The sequence below is a fragment of the Leptolyngbya sp. 7M genome (genome assembly GCF_018128485.1).
The window spans coordinates 2286217-2304825 of record NZ_CP070897.1; the positions used below are offsets into that span (position 1 = coordinate 2286217).

The window sequence follows — 18609 nt, forward strand, 5'->3', positions numbered from 1 at the left end:
CTCTTGATTTAAAGCACTGCCTACGAAGAGGGTTGGCTAAATATTCAAACCCACTTTTCCGCCAAGTTGCCGACAAAAGGGAGTTTTACCATCTCACCCCCGTAGGATTTGATCGCACCGTAAACAAGCCCCCCGAAAAGTGCGAGAAATAGTCCAAGGTAAAGCAATGCTGTGATGCCCCAGACAATGGAACCTAGCGTTGAAGAAACCATAGAAACAATTATGCCCAAGATCATGCCGATTATTACAACGACAAAGAATCCGACACCGATGCCAACAGACCAAAGCACTGATTGTAGAGCATGAAAACGGACGAACTTGTTGTCCTTTTCAATGAAAATAAGTACCAAAGCTACAATGCCAACAATGTAGCCGATCAGTGCGGTAATGTTCCCATCCATACCGATGGCAGACTTTTGATTTTGCATTTTTCCGAATTCTCTCCTGTGAAGTAAGGGTTTGTGTATTCCTAGAGATTGCTGAGAAAAAACTTAACGTGAAACTTAACATAGGACGTTGAATAAAACAACGTTTTGCGTAACAATCTACAATTTATTTCAAAGGTTAATGTAGGTGTATTGATGAAAGCAAAGGTTTACGTAACACTGAAACCAAGTGTACTGGATCCGCAAGGAAAAGCCATACATCATTCGGTAGAACTTCTAGGGTTCGAGAATATTTCAGATATAAGGCAAGGAAAATTCTTTGAGATCGCACTGGCCGATTCAGTCTCTGAATCAGAAGCTAGGGCAGCAGTCGAAAAGATCGCGAAAGATGTATTGGCCAATCCAGTGATCGAAGATTATCGGGTGGAGTTCTAGAATCTATGAAATTCGGAGTGGTAGTATTTCCGGGCTCCAATTGTGATCACGATGCGTATCACGTGATCTCGAAACACGTTGGTCAACCGGTGGATTTTATTTGGCACAAGGAAACTAATCTTTCGGGATTTGATGCTCTGATCATACCCGGCGGTTTTTCTTACGGTGATTACTTGCGTGCTGGAGCCCTTGCAAGGTTTTCTCCGGTAATGCGTGCTGTAAAGGATTTTGCAGCGGCAGGGAAGTTCGTTTTTGGTATCTGCAATGGATTCCAGATACTTTGCGAAGCAGGTCTTTTGCCCGGTGCTTTGATGCGAAACTCGGGACTCCATTTTGTGTGCAGGCATGTAAATATACGGGTTGAAAATTCAAATACGCCATATACCACCGAAATGGAAAGCGGACGGGTTCTATCAATACCTATCGCGCACGCGGATGGAAACTATGCCTGCGACGATGAGACGTTTAATTCATTGGAAGAGAACGGCCAGATAGTCTTTCGGTATTGCGAGGCAGACGGTGCGATCACCGATGATTCTAATCCTAATGGTGCAAGATCCAACATTGCCGGTATCTGCAATCTTGATAGAAACGTCCTGGGAATGATGCCGCATCCTGAACGTGCGTGTGAGGAGGTTCTCGGATCGACCGATGGACGAGATATCTTTCGTTCTCTTACTGCGGCTATACAGAGATATTAAGAGCTCTCTGCGGCTCGTTTAGTTTTATCGAAACGCTCCCAAGTTAAATATCTTATGGCAATGATCGAAATAAGAATAGAGATCGTAGTAACTATGCCTCCCTCTAAGCCATAGCTACCGCCGCCGATCCATGCCGGCCCGGTTTCTATCTCTTTAAAGACAGGATGCGGTGAAATATCGGTAAGGCCGCTCACCTCTATCCCGTAAAGCGAACCCTGCAGCCAGTTCCAGGCGAAGTGGATGCCGCTGACAAACCAAAGCTCTTTTGTCTTTAAGTAGGCAATGCCGAACCAGATCCCGGCCAGAAAAGTATTTGCCCAGCCTATTATGTTTGCGCCCGGATTTCCCTGATGAACCATTGCAAAAAGCGTTGAGGTCAGAAGGAATGCCACGACCGTATGATTTGAACGGATAAGCGTCTGAAAGATGTAGCCGCGGAAAACAAGCTCTTCAGCGGCGGCCGCGAAGGACAACCGATAGCAGCAGAAATTGACGAAAGCTTTTCACATTCCTCCTTGATCGCGGCATAATCTTCATCCGAACGCCAGGTAATATGTTCAAGGGTATTGATAGAAAGCACGCCAACCCCTGTTTCCGCGAGCAACGCTTTCAGATCATCGATCGTCTTCTTTTCCAAATGATCGTAAAGCTTATTTGACCGCAATTCGACCAATTCAAAGCCCGCAGCCGCGGCCGCACGGATGTCGGTCTCAAGATCGGCAGTCATCGTAGTCGCACCGTTTATGGCAAGTTTCATCGAATTCACCTCAATCTATTGAACTTGTGATTTTAACACGCCAGATCACCGCTTAAAAACAGATGGATAAAGATCGATTGCTAAGCAAACCCTCTCCGCATTTTCTAGCTCTTGCTCGACTTAAACTGCTTGCAACGAAAAAGATTTCCGTTTCGTCATAGAATCGAGTAATCTTAAAATGTTACTCGCCCTCCTGAAGTATCAATATGAGAGCTTTTTTTGCTGCAATTCTTTTCATAACGATAGCTGTTTCAACCTTGTTGGCACAAACTTCGGATGTCGCACTACGTCGAGCTATAGAGGCCGATACTGCCGCCCGGGCATCTAATTCCGGTAAGCTGCCGATAATGCCGGTGGCCGAACATCTCTTACGTGCTGATGCGTATATGGCGAACCGTATGTTCCCGCAGGCCCGTGAACATTGGGCGATCGTTATAACCGAATATCCCAACGATGCGGGTATTCCAAAGGCTCTCTTTGGCACTGCTCGTTCCTATATGTGGGAACGTGAATACCTAACTGCCGTGGAATGGTTCGACAGGTTGATAAAAGATCATCTTTTCACGAAAGATGGTCGAGAGGGTCTCGCATTCAAAGGTGCAAGCTTTGTTCGTGCAGGTCGCAACATCGAGGCAGCAAAAACCTACGAGCAATATGTAGCAATGTTTCCCGCCGGGGAGCGGATTGAATCCGCACATCTTAATATAATTGACGCCTATCGCGAGGCCGGCGAATACAACAAGGTGGATGAATGGGTATTGCGAACGGTTGAAACGTTTAAGGGTAAGCCGGCCGAAGCGAATGCCCTTCAAGGTAAGCTGCGCATGGAGATCGCTCGCGGCCGGTGGGCAGAGGCAGCCGCGTCCGCTGACGTCCTTCTCGCCGCAAACGCATTCCGCGGATCAATGACTTCCTCAGATGAAGCACTATATTTGAAAGGTCTTTCGCTTGAAAAGGCGGGTAAGATAACAGAGGCCAAGACTGTTTATAAAAGCATTCCGAATACTCTCACGTCGTATTACGGAGGTTTGGCAGCCGACAAACTTGCGGGATCCAGGGTTCAGAGGATCGGCCAGGCAACGCCGCGCCTCTACACTGAATATCCTATTATGTTCAGTACACAGGTGTTACGCCACGCGAAAAAGAACAAGATCGATCCGCGTTTTGTCCTAGCAATAATGAAGCAAGAAAGCTCCTTCAAACCAAACGCAAAATCCCCTGCTGGGGCTCGAGGCCTTGTTCAGCTTGTTTTTGATACCGCGATCAAGTACAAGGACGAAGCCGGATACCGAAACCTTCATCCTGACGATCTATACCAGCCTGAGACCAATATCGCGATCGGGTCGATATACATACGAAAAATAAAAGACGAATTTGGCGGTCTTTACGAAGCCGTAGCTGCCAGTTACAATGCCGGCGAGGACAATGCAGCTCGCTGGTTAAAACGCACGTCACCAAAAGACCCGGGCCTATTCGCCGCGGAGGTTGGTTTCGCAGAGACCAAAAATTATGTCTTCAAGGTAATGAACAACTATCGTATCTACCGCGAACTCTACGATGAAAATCTAAACCGCTTATAGAAATATCGACCCAAACTGCGGTTTTAATTTTGCAATAGATCTAAAACAGCCGGCTCATAAAGTATAGATAGGCAGCATCCACTTTACGATCAACGTTTTGTTATGTAGTTAAGGGCCATTGAGGCGATGTCGTCCATTGCTGAACCGTCACGGTCACTATCGAGCATTGATGACGCCATGTCCATCATCATATTTCCTGACGACTGCGGAGCGGCGGCAGACTGCCCACTGAGCAAACCGCCGAGCAAACCGCCCAGGCCGTCCGCTCCGACATTCTGTTGCCGCTTCTGTTGTCCAAGATATCCCATTACCAGCGGTGCGATCATCATCAATATTTGAGCAACCTGGCCCATGTTAAGCCCGGTGTTCTGGCTGACCTGTTCGACGACCGGCCCTTGATTGGTGCCCAAGATATGTCCAAGGATCCCTCCGGCATTCAGTTGTGGAGGTGTCGGCTCCGGCGATTGAAGCTGTCCAAAGATCAGGCTGCCGAGGCCACCCAAATTGTCAAAAATACTTCCGTCATGGTCGCGTGCTAATGCCTGATCCAGGCTCTGGGCCCCCTGCGGGTCGGCAGCATTATTTGCCAACCCACCTATTATTGCCGGCAAAGCCATTTGAATGGCCGAACTAACGAGTGAAGGTTCGGCACCAACGGTATTGCTGATCTCGCTAAGAGCAGTATCGCCGCGATCCGGTCCTAAAAGGTCTTGAAGTGATAGCATGATCTAAAATCCTCCCATGGGTTCTTTGTGTAATGCCGAAAGCTGTATGATGATGTTAACAAACTTTTCTCAGCTGCGAAAAGATTTTTCTGCGGCAGATCCTAATTTGATATTTCTTCGTATATTTTTCGTCGTTTCGTTCCTACTCTTCGCGGGCTTTTTGGTCAGTTGCGAAAATGCTGAAAATTCTTACCGATTTAATAGCGTTTCTACTTACTACACGCTAGATAGCAGACTTTCTGAACCGTTTGGAATTGCGGTCCACGACGGTCATATCTATTTCACTGACGGCCATACTGGCGAACTGGTCCATTTTCGGCCAGGTGACGCGAACACTCGAGGAGTGAACGGACTCGACACACCTTCGGGAATCGTCGTCAGAAAAGATGGAGCGATACTCATATCGGAAACGGGAACGAACACGATCAAAATGATCTCCGATGATGGCCGCGAGATGTTTACCTTCGCAGGAATTCACAACGAACGCGGTTTTGCAGATGGCGATTCGAGATCTGCATTGTTCAACGGCCCGACCGGTTTAGCCCTTGCGGATGATGGAAAGCTTTTTGTTGCAGACACTTATAACGACAGGATTCGCGTCATCGAAAATGGCATGGTGCGAACTCTGGCAGGCAGCACAAAAGGATTTGCCGACGGGTTCGGTTCGGCGGCGATGTTCGATACGCCGCTGGGTATTGCGACCTGGGGTGACAAAGTGCTTGTCGCAGATTCCGGAAACCGACGTATCCGCGTCGTCGAGCCGGATGGAACAGTATGGACACTCGCGGGCGACGGCAGTGAAGAACTTCGCGATGGTTATCCGGCGTTTGCGTCCCTGGTCAGCCCAACCGCGGTCGCGGCCGATAAACGCGGAGTGATCTTTATTGCTGACGGACACACTATCAGAGCTATAGGACTTCGGTCATTTCCCTATTTAGAAACATTAGCTGGCGGCGAACGCGGCTTTTCAGACAGTCAGACCTCGCAGTCAAAGTTCAATCGGCCGTCGGGGTTGGCGATCCTCGGAAGAACGCTTTTAATAGCTGATAGCGACAATGGTGTCATACGTTCATTGCACGATGGGAAGTCCGGAATGAAAATTTCTGGCATTAGCAAACCTGACCTAGGACCGATGAAAGCAGATGAATTCCGCGGTCTTCAGCCAGGCCGTTGGCCGTATGACCCGCCGAACAAAGTTCGCGAGATCGCGGGCACTCTCGGTGAGATCCGAGGCGAGATCAAGGATGACAATTCACAGGCGTGGTTTCACAATGGTTTGGACATACCAGGCTCTTATGGTGAGTCCGCAACATTCATTCGGGATGAAAAGGTACTTGATCCAAATGCCGTGGCCAATTTCGGGACGCTTCGCGAGCTGCTTCGGATGCCGACAATTGGTTATGTGCACATAAATCTCGGACGCGATATAGCAAATAACAAGTATGCTGATCCGCGATTTCAGTTCTTCAATGATGCAAACGGTAAGTTAGCGGGTGTCAGGATCGCACGAGGAGAAAAATTCAAGGCGGGCGAAAAGATCGGAACTCTGAATGCTATGAACCACGTCCATCTAATCGCCGGTCGGCCGGGAAATGAGATGAATGCTTTGGACGCTCTCGATCTTCCAGGAATTTCGGACAGTATTCCGCCAGTGATCGAAAGCGTTTCGCTCTTTGATGAGAATTGGAAACCCCTCGAAACAAAAAATGCCGAAGGGCGTATTATCATAAAGGAACGAGCCCGTGTTGTCGTAAGCGCATATGATCGCAAAGACGGAAATGCGGAACGCCGGAGACTCGCTCCCTATAGGATCGGTTACCATCTTGCCCGACCCGAAAATATTGGGGCTTCTGATGGTGTTTCCCCTAAATTCTGGGCGATATCTTTCGATATGATGCCGCCGCAGTTCGGCGTTAGATATGCATATGCCGTCGGCAGCAGGTCAGGAGCAACTGGAATAACCGTCTTCAATTTCATCGTGACCAACCGCATTAATGGAAATGATGTCCGTGAGGGGTTCCTTGAATCGGGGGAATACCCTGCTGGAAATTATATACTGCGGGCATTCGCTGCCGATAAATTCGGTAACATCGCATCTAAGGATATTCAGATAGAGGTAGTTAAATGAAAAAAGTCATTATTTGGATCATCATCATTGCTTTTGTTCTCTCGGGGCTAACTGCGGCTGTATTCTCAAACACGATCGCTGACCCAAATTCGTCTGTAAAGGCCGGCATAAAGGCGGTGCTAAACGTAGCTCCGGTCCCGCTAACGGCCGCGGAAGACGTAAAGGTAAAATCGGTCGATCTCACGATCTCACTCGAAAGCCTTTCCTTCCACCTCTCCTCAGAGCCCGGCGTCGAACGCGAAATGAAACCAATATCGCGTACCGGACGTAAACTTTAGTAGTTCTTTCACGAGGTGTCTATGCATTACATTGGTATCATCAAACGAGTAGTTCCTTTCCTTTTCACGTTTACGGTAGGTCTTTTTATTGCGAGTTTCTTCATAAGTATTGCTGTCCCTAGCTTTGATAGGGTAGGGAAGAGCAGGTCGGATAGGTGGATGAAAAATCGTGAGCTGAGAGCTGAGAATGAGCAGCTCCGATCCGAGAACGAGCGTTTGATAGATCGTATAGCCGAATTGGAGCAGACGGCGAATAGACACCAAAAGGACTGCAAACGCGGTAAACGGAACCGAGGTGACGCCTTTATATCAGATCTTGATCGGATGGTGCCGCCGCCGGCTCCTTTGAAGGAGATGAAGATGATGGCCGCTCCGGCAAACTAGTTATTGTTTCATTTTAGAACCACAGGTTAACGCGATCCACGAGTTGTGTTAATCTGTGGTTTCGCATTGTATGGACGAACTGCAAGCCAGAAAATTGATCGTTGAGATCGGCAAGCTTCTTTATGAGCGCAGCTATGTTGTCTCATCAGATGGCAACGTGAGTATTCGGCTTGATGAGAACACTGTTTTGGCGACGCCGACAATGACATGTAAGGGCAGAATGACCGAAGATTCACTTGCGCTCACTGATATGGACGGCAAGCCTCTCTCAGACAAACGAGCTTCATCAGAACTCGCGATGCATCTGCTGATATACAAGATGCGACCTGATGTAAAGGCGGTTTGCCACGCTCATCCGCCGCACGGCACAGCATTTGCAGTCGCGGGATTGGCGATCGATAAGCCGATTCTATCTGAAGTGATCTTAACGCTCGGCTGTGTACCGCTTACAAGCTATGGCACACCGTCAACAAATGAGCTCACAGAGGCGATGAAGCCTTACGTTGAACATCACAACGCTCTTTTGATGGCGAATCATGGAGCCGTTGCATACGGAGACGATCTTTGGCAGGCATTTGACCGTCTGGAAACGCTCGAACACACAGCAAAGATCGCAATACTCGCAAAGGCTCTAGGTGGAGCGAATGATCTGCCTCCGGATGCCATCGAGAAACTCATAAATATTAGAGAGAAGGCCGGTTACCTTAAAGAGAATGCCCGATGTCAAGCGTGCGGTTATCTTCACGATTCCCAGATCTCGTGTAATCTGGACGTTACCTACCCGAACTTGCTTCAGGCAAACGGTGGTAAAGTTTCTTTCACTCGTGAAGAATTGATCGAGCTTTTGAGCCAAGCGGCAAACTTAAGTTAAACTACACGGGTCATTTCAAATTTCCACAGGAGATCAGGAGCAAAACTAAATGCAGGAAGCATTGGGAATGGTTGAGACCAAGGGTCTTGTAGCGATGATCGAGGCCGCCGACGCGATGGTAAAGGCAGCTAACGTTCAGCTTGTCGGGTATGAAAAGATCGGGGCCGGATTTGTTACCGCCATCGTTCGTGGCGACGTTGCAGCCGTAAAGGCCGCGACCGATGCCGGGGCCGCCGCCGCACGGCGTGTAGGTGAACTGGTCAGTGTTCACGTTATTCCGCGCCCGCACAATGCGGTAGATGAAACGCTGCCGGTAGTGATGAAATAACTAAATGATCATCGGACGCATATTAGGCACCGTTGTCTCCACACAAAAGGACGAACGGCTCCACGGAAAAAAGCTGCTCATCGTCAAGCCAGTCAATCTAGACGGGACTGACCAGAGCGGCTATGTTGTTGCAGTCGATACGGTCGGTGCTGGATTTCACGAAAAGGTCATCGTTGTAGGTGGATCTTCTGCCCGAATGGCTGAAGGCAACAAGGACTGTCCGGTCGATTCGGCGATAATTGGTGTCATCGATACGATCGACTTCACATCGTAACTGGTCATCGTCCCACAATGTCGGGTTAATATGAGCTCGGGAGACAAGCATTCAAACGCACTGATCATAATTCGTGTGCTGCTTGCGGCAGTGATGTTCATTCATGGAGCGGCTCGCATCTCAAATGGAACGGTCGGCGGTTTCGGAGAATATCTAGGTTCTCAGGGATTTCCGCTGGGATATTATCTGGCTTGGGGTATCACGCTATTTGAATTGGTCGGAAGTGTATTGCTTGCAGCGGGATTCTACACATGGGTCATAGCGTTGATCTTTGTGCTGCAGCTTTCGGCAGGTATTTATCTTATACATTGGAAAGAAGGCTGGTTTGTTGTTGGTGCTGGCCGCAATGGAATGGAACTTAGTGTGGTGCTGATAGTTTCGTTCCTCGCTATCGCGTATGCGACATACAAAAAGCCGGAACGATCATTCAGATCACGATAACGAATATGCAGATAGCAAGAGTGATAGGCAATGTGGTCTCTACAGTGAAGAATGCCTCGCTTAATGGTCGTAAGTTTTTGCTTGTTCAGACTCTTGATGCTGACCTAAAAGAGCGTGGGAAACCGATGGTTGCATTGGATGCTGTTGGTGCCGGAGTTGGTGAACTTGTCTTTTGGTGCCGAGGTAAGGAAGCCGCTTTCCCATTCAAACGTGACGAAACGCCAACGGACTGCACAATTGTTGGAATAATTGATTCGGACGAACATGTTTTGAATAGGTCTGGACGGTCGTAGGTCAGAATGCTAATTGCTCGCGTCATTGGAAATGTAGTTGCAACGCAAAAGAATCAGCGTTACGAAGGCTCGCGAATCATGCTCTGCCGCCAGATAACGCCTGAAGGCGAAGATATGGAATACACTTGTCTTGCCTTAGACGCGGTCGATGCGGGCGAAGGAGATGTTGTTATCATTGCACAGGAAGGATGGTCGGCCTCGACTGCCGCGACCGGGCGTCCGGGAGCCGCGATCGATTCGGCGATCGTGGGAGTGGTTGACTACATTGATCTACTGAAATGAACGAAACGCAACGACTCGCAAATGGGATCGCTAAATTGCTTGAGAATGAACAGCGCTCAAATGATGTTGCAGCATTATTCGCGAGTCTCGAAAAGCTCAACCATCGTATAGACAAGATCGAGGCAAGGCTAGAAGGCCAGGAAAGATCAATTGAAGCTAGAATCGCACATCCGAGTCTCGACAAGCTTTCGATCGCAGAAGCGATAGCCGATCGGGTTTTCGGTACGGATAAGGATGAAAGGGCTTGCGCCTTTGAACCGAACGGCAAGCCCTGTGATCATTGTTCGATGTGCAACACCCGCGGTTTTTAGAACCTTAATTCGAGTTTCCTACCGGTGCCGGATTTGCCGGCTGCGTTCGACGAAGTGAATTGGCATCACCGACCTGTGGGGCACTGCGGGCTCCTTCATCTGCCTGATAAAAAGGCTCCTCCTTGAAACCGAGCAATCCTGCGGTCAATACAGTCGGGAAGGAGTTGCGCAATGTGTTGTAATCCGTAACAGCAGCGTTGAAGTCGATGCGGGCGGTGTTGATCCTGTTCTCGGTCCCCGAAAGCTCGTCCTGAACCTTCATAAACGCCTCGCTGGAGCGAAGTTGAGGATACTGTTCCTGCAGCATCAGCAAACGCCCGATCGTTCCGCCAAAACTATTATTGGCATCTATTACAGCCTGACGCTGTTCGGGCGTTTTGTCCCCTCCCTCGCCTTGGCCGGGAGCCGAGGCCGCATTCAAAAGCCTAGAACGTGCATCGGCGATCTGTCCAAATACCTCTTGCTCCTGAACACCTGACATCTTTGCCGTTTCGACCAGGTTCGGTATCAGGTCGGCACGTCGCTGCATAGCGCTTTCAACGTTGGCCCATTTACCTTTAACGTTCTGCTGCTTTGCCGTTAGTTCGTTGTAGCTGCAGCCGCTAAATGTTAGCGATGCCGCAAAAACCATCATCAATATGATCATCCGTTTCATCTGAGTTTCTCCTTCCCTGGTGTAAAATTGGCCGCTCCGGCCATCGATCAACTAGTTTCGTTGACCTCTTATGTCCCGTTTAATTTATTCACAGAATCTATCACAGCTTCTATCTGGCGCATATAGTCTGCAAAAAGCTGATTTGCTGAGACCTCATCCAAATGCTCGCCAAAGTTATCCTCACGAATGTTGAAGATCTTCTCAAAGGGTTTTCCGTCAATGCCAAGCGAATGAACTGTCAATGCGACTATCTCATGTTTAATGACAGGCGGACGTTTGCCGTGAAGTATCAGGACGGCCCGAAAGACTGCAGCAAAGCTGGCCAGGCTTTCAGCCATCAATCGCTTCAATCCCTCGACTGATGCAGAAGCCGGAATATACTGTCGCCGTAGATGCAGTAACTTACTTCGCAGTTCGTATTCTGCCTGATGCCGTAAAAATCGGTCTGATATCTGTAAATCGGCGAGTACGTCTTTGCCGTAGAGAACTTTGTGAGCTTCCTGCATCTGGTGAAACTCTATAGGAAAAACGTCGGCGGCATTGCTCAGTTCAGATTCCGTAAAATACACGGGCACCGGATGCCCGAGTTTATGCCATTCGCGAACGCAGGCGTGGGCTTCACGCAGTTCTCTTGGCGTGATCTCTTGTAAAGCTATCAACAGATTGTAATCGGAGTGGCTCGGAATGAAATCACCGGCCGCGGCCGATCCATAAAGTGTGACCGAGACCAGATTTCCCCCGTGTGTGGACTTTAGATCATCAACCAATCCTGAGAAGTGATTAACCATTTACCTGTTTGCTCAGCATTAGATTTTGCTGAGTCGAAGCCATATCCCAATGAGCTATCCAGGTCAAGCCCTTGCAGCAACGTATCCTTCGATTGGTGCATGATGTCACCTAGGTAGGGGTTTTTACCAGAGAGGCTGCTGGCATCGACTGCACTGAGTTCTCCGTTTTCTCCGTGATGAAATAGTGCCATGATAGATTCCTTAAAGTGTAGTGAAGAGCGAAAAGCGCACTATCGTCAGCCATTCAGTCAGGTAATGGCTGTTTACGCAAATGAATCAATTGCAGGTGAATATGGATAAAGTCTATAAGACTGAAAAGCAGAGGGTGAATGTAGGCTGCTCATCAAAGAGTCAGCGTCAGTAACGTTGAGAATCAAACAGTCTCACGTCACATCTATAAAACTCTTGAAGCGGTTGAATGATTTGAATCTTTGCGAAAACGAACGATAGTCGCCTTCCTTTTCCCTAGAGTATAGCAACTTAATTTGGCTGGCAACAACTGCAATACTCATAATTTGTTGCTTGAGGAACGTAAAATCGTTGTTTCGCTCGTTTATTTTTGCTTTTCTGATATGTCTACAAAAAGCAAAAGAAAGCAGTGATAGCCTGTCTGACTCGTTATTTGACCCGTTGAACTGCACAAATTTGGCTGATAGGTTTTCTGTTTAATAAATTTTTTATGAAGTAGAGAATCCTGAGGATTGTTGATTATCTTTTGAGTCAGAAGCGCGGCTGAAGTTGAAGGTTTAACTGTAATTCACACTATCGAGTAGCTAATCTCATCGATCCTATGTGATCGCAGTCAATGACATTAACTAACAGCTCTGTATTTACGGTGACATAGCTATCTTTCTTTCCACTACGCTAACTCAACCGGCAGGTTAGCAGAATCTAGAGCTAATCCTGTAATATTAAATAAAACAAAAATATTGTTGCTGTTGGTGTATCTGTTTCTATAGTTGTTTTGACTTTATCCGGTGGGTCGCATCGCCATTTCATTAGGCAATACGCTAGGAATAAATCTAATTCACCGCTTCAGTATTAGCCTAGTTGCTGAAATAGGGGGTTGCAACCCCCTTCTTTGAGTGTTGATAACTCACTTATTTTTTTATAAGCGTTCTATGCACTATCTCATTTTGGACGAGAGAAGTTGCAGTTGATAAGTGACTGAAATTTATGCTGAAAAACCAGAGCGTTGCCAATTTGGAGGCTGAACTGTACCGGATAGAACCGGGACGTTTGCGATAGAGTGGCAAAACTTTTAACTTCAGCAAATGCCCTGCTTTGAGATGCTTCGCAGGGTGCTATATAGCTCTGTTGGCGGTAGGACAAGCATTAGACTCATTTCTTCAACCATCGACGTTGATAGGGGCTGATCACTTCGATTGCTTAGCTCGTACCCAACCCAATTAATCTGGTGAATTAGTAAATTTGCTGTTACTGAATTTAGGAATGAACTAATGGTTGAAAAACTCAAAGATCTGTTCAAAGCTCGACAAAATCATTCTGCTGTTCAGCGATCTCAAGAGCCGTTTGATCAGGAGGGTGATGCCGGTAATTCTACTTCAAGCTCTCAAGACCCTACAGCAGCTTGTTCTTCGACTTCCTCAACCATTAAACATGCATTAATTAAGCATTTTGGTCCCAGTGCGCTGGATCAGATTATGCTACATCTTGCCTTCAGTGCCATGCACACCAGCGGACACCGGCATGGAGCCTTCCTAGATGCCGCCGCCACCGCTGCTAAATGCGCCATCTACACCACCTACATTGAAGAAGGGCAGAATCTGCGCTTGACCGGCCAACTGCACCACATTGAACCGAAGCGGGTGAAGGTGATTGTGGAAGAGGTGGAGCGTGCCCTCAGCGAAGGCAAGCTGTTGAAGATGTTGGGGTCACACGAGCCACGCTACCTGATTCAGTTTCCTTATCTGTGGCTGGAACTGCATCCTTGGCAGCCCGGTCGGTCTCGTATTTCCGGCAACAGTTTAACCTTGTCCGAAAAGCGCTTGATTGAGGAAAAACTGCCGGACAATTTGCCGCCTGCCCAATTGATCAACGGCATCCAGTTTATGGATCTGCTAGAGCTACTGCACAGCCGCTCTCAAGAGGATTTGCCGTCTGACCATCAAGTGCCTCTGAGTGAAGCAATGGCCGACCATATCAAGCGCCGCTTGATTCATTCTGGAACCGTCACTCGAATTGATTCCTCTTGGGGAGTGCCCTATTTTGCCCTAATGCGCACTTTCTATGCCCCTCTGGATGATCAGGAACGAGCTTACACTGCCGTAGAAGATACGGCGCAGTATTTTAGCCTGATGAGAAGCTGGGCTAGCCGGCAGCCACAAGTCATTCGTATTTTGGAGGAATTGAACATTCCAACCGAGCAGATTGATCAGGCCCTAGAAGAGCTAGATCAGCTGATCAGCACTTGGGCAAATCGCTATCATCGCCCCAACGGAAGGCCGGTTGTTTTGCAATCGGTAGCTGGGGTACGACCTGATGTTATTGTTTAGCGGTCAAAGTTTAGTAGTTAAAGTTTAGCGGTCGAGAAGCGCTTGGTAGATGGGCTGGAACTACCCCTTACGAGTGGGTTGTCTAATATCATGACTTCAGTCAATGGGTAAATTCAGGGCAACTATTTTGCCTGTTAACGAGTGACTGCCACTGTGCAATCTGGCTAATTATTCAAGCGCGCTACTTCGGTGTTGGTCGCAGGTGAAGAATCTGGTTGATCAATTTCTAGCTTAAATAGCTACTCTGACTTTGTCGGCTCGAAAAAGTGTGGAAAAGTCAGAAAAAGTCAGATATCAGGAATGATTTAATCCAGCTGTGAAGATAGTAGGAAACCCTCAGATGGCACGATCTCAAAATTCACTTTTTAATAGTTCTAAAATAGGGGGCTGGAACCCCCTTCTTGAACTCCTGTCAATTCAATTATGGTTTTAGTAGGTGCTCAGCATACTTGTTAAATCAGTAGATGTAGCATCACTTGTATGAGCTTAGTTCAGGAAACTTCTGCTCATTCTTCGATGATAGTTATGTAGATCAAATGTTGTGCGCGTATTTCTTGGTTTGTTGCAGTAAAGGTCAATTGGTTTGAATTACTGCATGTACGAAACTAACCCGCTTTTGTAGATTATGAATGCAGTAGAGACAGGATTTACCCTGCCAGAGATGGATAAGTTTGCTCATTTTTCTCATTCTTAAGACTGTCTGATTTGTTCGATCCAATTAGGCTACAACAGGATGTTTACTGCCCTCACAGTTGAATTTCAGTTAATTGAAAAACAAAGGAGCTATCTTCAGATGTTGGCAAAAAAGATTTCTTGGAGTTTTACTATGACTTCTTCTGCTTTTCGTTGTTGTGAAGCATTAGCGCTGAGCACTGAACTCCTCCAAAATCTGGCTTGTTTGGTTGCCTTTGGCGGTGATGAAGATGATAGAGGCAGCGGTAGAATCATAGCGGCTACAGGTGTACTTGGTTAGAAAAGACAGACCTTCCGGAAGGGGTTTTCTCAGCTCACTGTTCTGGGTGCTGTTCTGGGTGCCGTTCCTGAATGCCCGTAGAGCTATAGTCCCCCTTCCTCAAGCTGTATGGCTATTACTGGGGGACTTTGAGGAACTGCAATGCATCAGCACTCTGGTTCCTAGGGCAACGTGAACCGCTAGAGATGAGGCTGTTTTGATTGTGAGTCTGATGGTCTAGAAGGATGAGATTTTTAATGTGTAACGCGAGGGTGTATGGGAGAGTGTATAGCACAAGTATGTTATGTAATTGGATCTTACCTTTTACCTGAAAATTTGAACTGCAACATTGAACGTTATTGTAACGTTATTGAACATTGTTGGACATTTCTGCAGGAGTAGTTTATTTATGCCAAAATCAAGAACTAATCTAAATTCGCAGAATGCTGGCTCAATAACTTCTGAATCATCAACTTCTGAATCATCTCTTTTAGCAGCTGCCTGTTCTATCTACCGTGCCTATCACAATTCTTGTTCAGATCAGACACGGTATCCCTGTGGTGTTGCAGTTGATCGGTTGAGCTTGCGAGGTAAGTTGATTTTTGCAGCCAAGCCAATTCTACTGCCCAAAGAAGCATTTGTTCCCTTCAGCCAAATCGAACGAGTAATAGGGCAACAGTTACTTTTGAGCTGACTAAGATGAACTGAGACGAATGGGGATCAACTAACCGCAACAGCAGAATTAATTGGAGGTCGTATGAAACCAGAAAAAGTGATCGTTCTGCTTTCTGGAGGGCTAAATAGTGCTGTTACTACAGCGCTTGCCCTGAAACAAAACTATGAAGTGATTGCGCTTTCGATCTACTACGGTCAGGGCCATGCTCGCGAACTGCGTGCGGCTCAGCTCCTGGTTGATCATTATGCAATTGAGCAATACTTTATTAGTTCAGTTGACATGCACCTGTGGACTGGCTCAACCTTAGCTCACTCTAACCATGCATCATCCATTTCTGCAATGGCTATGGACCAGCAGGCTTCGCCGCTCTATGTTCCCAACCGCAATATGATCTTTCTGTCGATTGCTCTATCTCTAGCAGAAGCGAAGGGCGCTAAGCGAATCTACATTGGTCTGGATCAACGCGGTAACGCAGTGCATGATTGTTACTATACGGCCCGCAGAGCTTTAGATAAAATGCTGGAATTATCAACCGGTTCGTGGTTTACGCAAGACTTCACGCCGTTGGTAGAGACTCCTCTGCTCAACCACAGCAAGTTGGACATCGTCAAGCTGGCCGTTAACCTGGATGTGCCCATCGATCTAACCTGTACCGGCCAGGTCATCCAGCCTGACGGCGGATTGGCGATGTAATTGAATAGAGGTAATTTTGTCTTTCGAAGTAGTTGAGGAACAACAAAACGATCAGGAGCAGCCGCCGGAACGCGAACGGTTCGGTGTGCCGTCCTACACATGCATTTTGATCGCTTGCTTCATAGCTGTGACGGCTGCACAATTCTATGCCGGGCTTGGCCCATCGATCGAATCGGCCGGTTTCGTTAAGCCTCTTTTCTTGCGCGGCGAATATTGGCGCATATTGACCGGAGCTGCGCTGCACGGCGGCCTTTTGCATATCTTCTTCAATTCATATGCCTTCTACAGTTTCGGGAGACTTTTTGAGTTCCTTTCGAATCGCGCTCATCTTGCCATCGTATTTCTTCTGGCTGCTATTGGCGGCGGTATCTTGAGTCTCATCTTTATGCCTGATGGCATCTCGGTCGGTGCATCAGGAGGGATTCTTGGTGTTGTAAGTTACCTAGCAGTTTACGCATTCAAACGGAGGCAGTTCGTCTCTCCGGAATTCCGTAAAAATCTGTTGATAAACATCGGCTTCATTTTGATCTTTGGATTCATACTCTATGAAGTGATCGATAACTATGGGCATATCGGCGGTCTGCTCGTTGGCGGAATTTATGGGCTCATACAGATCCCTTCCGATCCGTACGTCGATCCGCGAGAGGCCAACACCTCTGCGGCTACCGCCGGCTTGATCGCGCTCGGCACATTTATCGCAGTTTCAGCGTTCAGTATTTACCTGATACTATCGCCCGCTTTATAGCCTAGACCTATTGCAATGCCCCGCGTAAGAGTCCACCAACATGTAAACCCACTCGCTCCCTATTTTAGGCAAGCCCCAAAACCCATAGACATTGATGCGGTCTTTGCTGAACCGAGGAAACCACTGCTTCTCGATATTGGGTGCGCACGTGGAAGATTTTTATTGCGAATGGCGGAGCTCGAACCTGAATGGAATTACCTCGGCGTTGAGATCCGGGAACCGCTTGTTAAAGAAGCAGATCGACTTGCATCCGCAGCGGGGCTAACGAATCTGCATTACGTCTTCTGCAACGCGATGCTTTGGATGGACCGATTACTTGAGAATATCCCGGCGAAAACCCTTCAGGCTGTGACCATTCAATTTCCCGATCCGTGGTTCAAGAAAAAACATGCAAAACGCCGAATGGTCAATAAAGAAATGGTTGACGCGATCGCAAAACATTTGGCACCACAGGGTAAGGTCTTCATCCAAACCGATATAGAATTCCTCGCTGAGGAGATGTTCGCTCTTTTCCGCGGCGATTCCCGGTTTAGTGAATCTTCGATCACAATAAATCCGTTCCCGGTCAAGACCGAACGCGAAAAAGCCGTTGAGGACAAAAATATGCCGATATTTAGAGGAATGTTCTCAATGCAGGAAGATCCTCTGGGCTGAAGTAGAAGCAAAGTCGTGATCACTTCCAATTCTTTTCTTTATTGAACCGTTTGATCACCATTTCTCGGCGGAGTTTTGGCAGGTGGTCAATAAAAAGTTTGCCGTCGCAGTGGTCAGTTTCGTGCAGGAAGCAGCGCGCGGCATAGCCTTCGGCATCTCTTTCAAACCATTCGCCCTTTTCATTCTGTGCTCGGAGACGGGCTTTCATCGGGCGTGAAACTACTGCCGGCACCTTGCCAACCGAAAGACAGCCTTCCTGTCCCGATTGTTCGCCCTCGGTTTGAATTATTTCAGGGTTTGCGGCAATAAGCTTTATTCCATCGCAATCCATAACGAACAGCCGCAAATTCAAACCTATCTGAGGAGCCGCTAGCCCCACACCGCCATCATCGTACATGGTGTCGAACATATCTTCGCAAAGTTCAGCGAGGTGCTCATCGAACTTTTCAACCGGTTTTCCCATCTGACGAAGCACCGGGGCAGGATATTCAGTTATTTTTCTGATGGCCATCTAACGAGGGATAACACCGCTTCGGGCACCACGGCGGAATGATCGATGTGCAAAAAAGCCTTTTTCTTCACGTGCAAGACATTCCCAGCAAACATTCTCACGCTGATTAGTTGGTGAGAAAAAAGTGTTGTAATGTGCCGTTTCCCGATCGCATCGGTTACATCTGGCCAACGGTTTTTGTGGGATCGCGGGATCAATAGATTCGATCATCGTGGTCCTGACCTCACTTGATAAATGTTTATCTG

General features: G+C 47.7%; 27 protein-coding genes. 18 read left to right on the top strand and 9 right to left on the bottom strand.

What is annotated here, in order from left to right:
- Window positions 1–44: 44 nt before the first annotated feature.
- Complete coding sequence (locus JVX88_RS10870; protein ID WP_211627326.1) at window positions 45–428, bottom strand: DUF4870 domain-containing protein; 384 nt, start codon at window positions 426–428, stop codon at window positions 45–47.
- Window positions 429–581: 153 nt separating this feature from the next.
- Between JVX88_RS10870 and purS the strand changes: the two genes are divergently transcribed.
- Both purS and purQ read left to right on the top strand, forming a co-directional pair.
- Complete coding sequence (purS, locus tag JVX88_RS10875; protein ID WP_211627327.1) at window positions 582–821, top strand: phosphoribosylformylglycinamidine synthase subunit PurS; 240 nt, start codon at window positions 582–584, stop codon at window positions 819–821.
- Window positions 822–826: 5 nt separating this feature from the next.
- Window positions 827–1522: a phosphoribosylformylglycinamidine synthase subunit PurQ gene (gene purQ, locus JVX88_RS10880; RefSeq protein WP_211627328.1), complete on the top strand. Its 696-nt coding sequence runs from the start codon at window positions 827–829 to the stop codon at window positions 1520–1522.
- Here the strand turns inward: purQ and JVX88_RS10885 are convergent.
- The gene (locus JVX88_RS10885) at window positions 1519–1995 is read right to left on the bottom strand and encodes a CPBP family intramembrane glutamic endopeptidase (RefSeq protein ID WP_211627329.1); all 477 of its coding nucleotides are present in this window, start codon (window positions 1993–1995) and stop codon (window positions 1519–1521) included. The genes purQ and JVX88_RS10885 overlap by 4 nt on opposite strands.
- Window positions 1899–2279: a sugar phosphate isomerase/epimerase family protein gene (locus JVX88_RS10890; protein WP_211627330.1), complete on the bottom strand. Its 381-nt coding sequence runs from the start codon at window positions 2277–2279 to the stop codon at window positions 1899–1901. The genes JVX88_RS10885 and JVX88_RS10890 overlap by 97 nt, the downstream gene beginning before the upstream one ends.
- A 206-nt stretch (window positions 2280–2485) precedes the next feature.
- On the opposite strand from JVX88_RS10890, the gene JVX88_RS10895 reads away from it, so the two are divergent.
- A complete protein-coding gene (locus JVX88_RS10895; protein WP_211627331.1) occupies window positions 2486–3859 on the top strand; it encodes a transglycosylase SLT domain-containing protein in 1374 nt (457 codons plus the stop codon).
- A gap of 89 nt (window positions 3860–3948) precedes the next feature.
- Here the strand turns inward: JVX88_RS10895 and JVX88_RS10900 are convergent, their stop codons facing one another.
- Complete coding sequence (locus JVX88_RS10900) at window positions 3949–4584, bottom strand: DUF937 domain-containing protein (RefSeq protein WP_211627332.1); 636 nt, start codon at window positions 4582–4584, stop codon at window positions 3949–3951.
- A gap of 46 nt (window positions 4585–4630) precedes the next feature.
- Here JVX88_RS10900 and JVX88_RS10905 point away from each other — a divergent pair, with 46 nt between their 5' ends.
- The 10 genes from JVX88_RS10905 to JVX88_RS10950 all read left to right on the top strand — a co-directional run bounded on the left by JVX88_RS10905 (window position 4631) and on the right by JVX88_RS10950 (window position 10174).
- Window positions 4631–6712: a hypothetical protein gene (locus JVX88_RS10905; protein ID WP_211627333.1), complete on the top strand. Its 2082-nt coding sequence runs from the start codon at window positions 4631–4633 to the stop codon at window positions 6710–6712.
- A complete protein-coding gene (locus tag JVX88_RS10910; protein ID WP_211627334.1) occupies window positions 6709–6990 on the top strand; it encodes a hypothetical protein in 282 nt (93 codons plus the stop codon). The genes JVX88_RS10905 and JVX88_RS10910 overlap by 4 nt, the downstream gene beginning before the upstream one ends.
- Before the next feature lie 159 nt (window positions 6991–7149).
- Entirely contained in the window at window positions 7150–7374 is a 225-nt protein-coding gene (locus JVX88_RS10915) for a hypothetical protein (protein ID WP_211627335.1), read from the top strand.
- 70 nt (window positions 7375–7444) lie between these two features.
- On the top strand, window positions 7445–8245 hold the full coding sequence (locus JVX88_RS10920; protein ID WP_211627336.1) for a class II aldolase/adducin family protein: 801 nt from the start codon (window positions 7445–7447) through the stop codon (window positions 8243–8245).
- Between the two features lie 49 nt (window positions 8246–8294).
- Window positions 8295–8573, top strand: coding sequence for an ethanolamine utilization microcompartment protein EutM (gene eutM / locus JVX88_RS10925; protein ID WP_211627337.1), 279 nt, complete (start codon window positions 8295–8297; stop codon window positions 8571–8573).
- A 4-nt stretch (window positions 8574–8577) separates the two neighbouring features.
- Window positions 8578–8847 (top strand): EutN/CcmL family microcompartment protein, encoded by a 270-nt coding sequence (locus JVX88_RS10930; protein WP_211627338.1) that lies wholly within the window; start codon window positions 8578–8580, stop codon window positions 8845–8847.
- Window positions 8848–8877: 30 nt separating this feature from the next.
- Complete coding sequence (locus tag JVX88_RS10935; RefSeq protein WP_211627339.1) at window positions 8878–9288, top strand: DoxX family protein; 411 nt, start codon at window positions 8878–8880, stop codon at window positions 9286–9288.
- Window positions 9289–9293: 5 nt separating this feature from the next.
- A complete protein-coding gene (locus JVX88_RS10940; protein ID WP_211627340.1) occupies window positions 9294–9581 on the top strand; it encodes a EutN/CcmL family microcompartment protein in 288 nt (95 codons plus the stop codon).
- A 6-nt stretch (window positions 9582–9587) separates the two neighbouring features.
- A complete protein-coding gene (locus JVX88_RS10945; protein WP_211627341.1) occupies window positions 9588–9863 on the top strand; it encodes a EutN/CcmL family microcompartment protein in 276 nt (91 codons plus the stop codon).
- Complete coding sequence (locus JVX88_RS10950) at window positions 9860–10174, top strand: hypothetical protein (protein WP_211627342.1); 315 nt, start codon at window positions 9860–9862, stop codon at window positions 10172–10174. The genes JVX88_RS10945 and JVX88_RS10950 overlap by 4 nt, the downstream gene beginning before the upstream one ends.
- Before the next feature lie 4 nt (window positions 10175–10178).
- Here the strand turns inward: JVX88_RS10950 and JVX88_RS10955 are convergent, their stop codons facing one another.
- From JVX88_RS10955 to JVX88_RS10965, 3 genes are all read right to left on the bottom strand, one after another.
- Window positions 10179–10829: a LemA family protein gene (locus JVX88_RS10955; RefSeq protein ID WP_211627343.1), complete on the bottom strand. Its 651-nt coding sequence runs from the start codon at window positions 10827–10829 to the stop codon at window positions 10179–10181.
- A gap of 68 nt (window positions 10830–10897) precedes the next feature.
- A complete protein-coding gene (locus JVX88_RS10960) occupies window positions 10898–11617 on the bottom strand; it encodes a hypothetical protein (protein WP_211627344.1) in 720 nt (239 codons plus the stop codon).
- A complete protein-coding gene (locus JVX88_RS10965) occupies window positions 11581–11808 on the bottom strand; it encodes a hypothetical protein (RefSeq protein ID WP_211627345.1) in 228 nt (75 codons plus the stop codon). The genes JVX88_RS10960 and JVX88_RS10965 overlap by 37 nt, the downstream gene beginning before the upstream one ends.
- Before the next feature lie 1269 nt (window positions 11809–13077).
- Between JVX88_RS10965 and hetR the strand changes: the two genes are divergently transcribed.
- The 5 genes from hetR to trmB all read left to right on the top strand — a co-directional run bounded on the left by hetR (window position 13078) and on the right by trmB (window position 17853).
- A complete protein-coding gene (hetR, locus tag JVX88_RS10970) occupies window positions 13078–14133 on the top strand; it encodes a heterocyst differentiation control protein (RefSeq protein ID WP_317134621.1) in 1056 nt (351 codons plus the stop codon).
- 733 nt (window positions 14134–14866) lie between these two features.
- Window positions 14867–15106, top strand: a complete 240-nt coding sequence (locus tag JVX88_RS10975) for a hypothetical protein (RefSeq protein WP_211627346.1) — start codon at window positions 14867–14869, stop codon at window positions 15104–15106.
- 736 nt (window positions 15107–15842) lie between these two features.
- Window positions 15843–16454 carry a 7-cyano-7-deazaguanine synthase gene (locus tag JVX88_RS10980; protein WP_211627347.1) on the top strand — a complete coding sequence of 204 codons (612 nt, stop codon included), beginning with the start codon at window positions 15843–15845 and terminating at the stop codon, window positions 16452–16454.
- Between the two features lie 16 nt (window positions 16455–16470).
- A complete protein-coding gene (locus JVX88_RS10985; RefSeq protein ID WP_211627348.1) occupies window positions 16471–17199 on the top strand; it encodes a rhomboid family intramembrane serine protease in 729 nt (242 codons plus the stop codon).
- A gap of 15 nt (window positions 17200–17214) precedes the next feature.
- Window positions 17215–17853 carry a tRNA (guanosine(46)-N7)-methyltransferase TrmB gene (gene trmB, locus JVX88_RS10990; RefSeq protein ID WP_211627349.1) on the top strand — a complete coding sequence of 213 codons (639 nt, stop codon included), beginning with the start codon at window positions 17215–17217 and terminating at the stop codon, window positions 17851–17853.
- A gap of 19 nt (window positions 17854–17872) precedes the next feature.
- On the opposite strand, the gene def is transcribed toward trmB, so the two are convergent.
- Both def and JVX88_RS11000 read right to left on the bottom strand, forming a co-directional pair.
- Complete coding sequence (gene def, locus JVX88_RS10995) at window positions 17873–18364, bottom strand: peptide deformylase (RefSeq protein ID WP_211627350.1); 492 nt, start codon at window positions 18362–18364, stop codon at window positions 17873–17875.
- On the bottom strand, window positions 18365–18574 hold the full coding sequence (locus JVX88_RS11000) for a hypothetical protein (RefSeq protein ID WP_211627351.1): 210 nt from the start codon (window positions 18572–18574) through the stop codon (window positions 18365–18367). It abuts the gene before it with no gap.
- Between the last annotated feature and the right edge of the window lie 35 nt (window positions 18575–18609).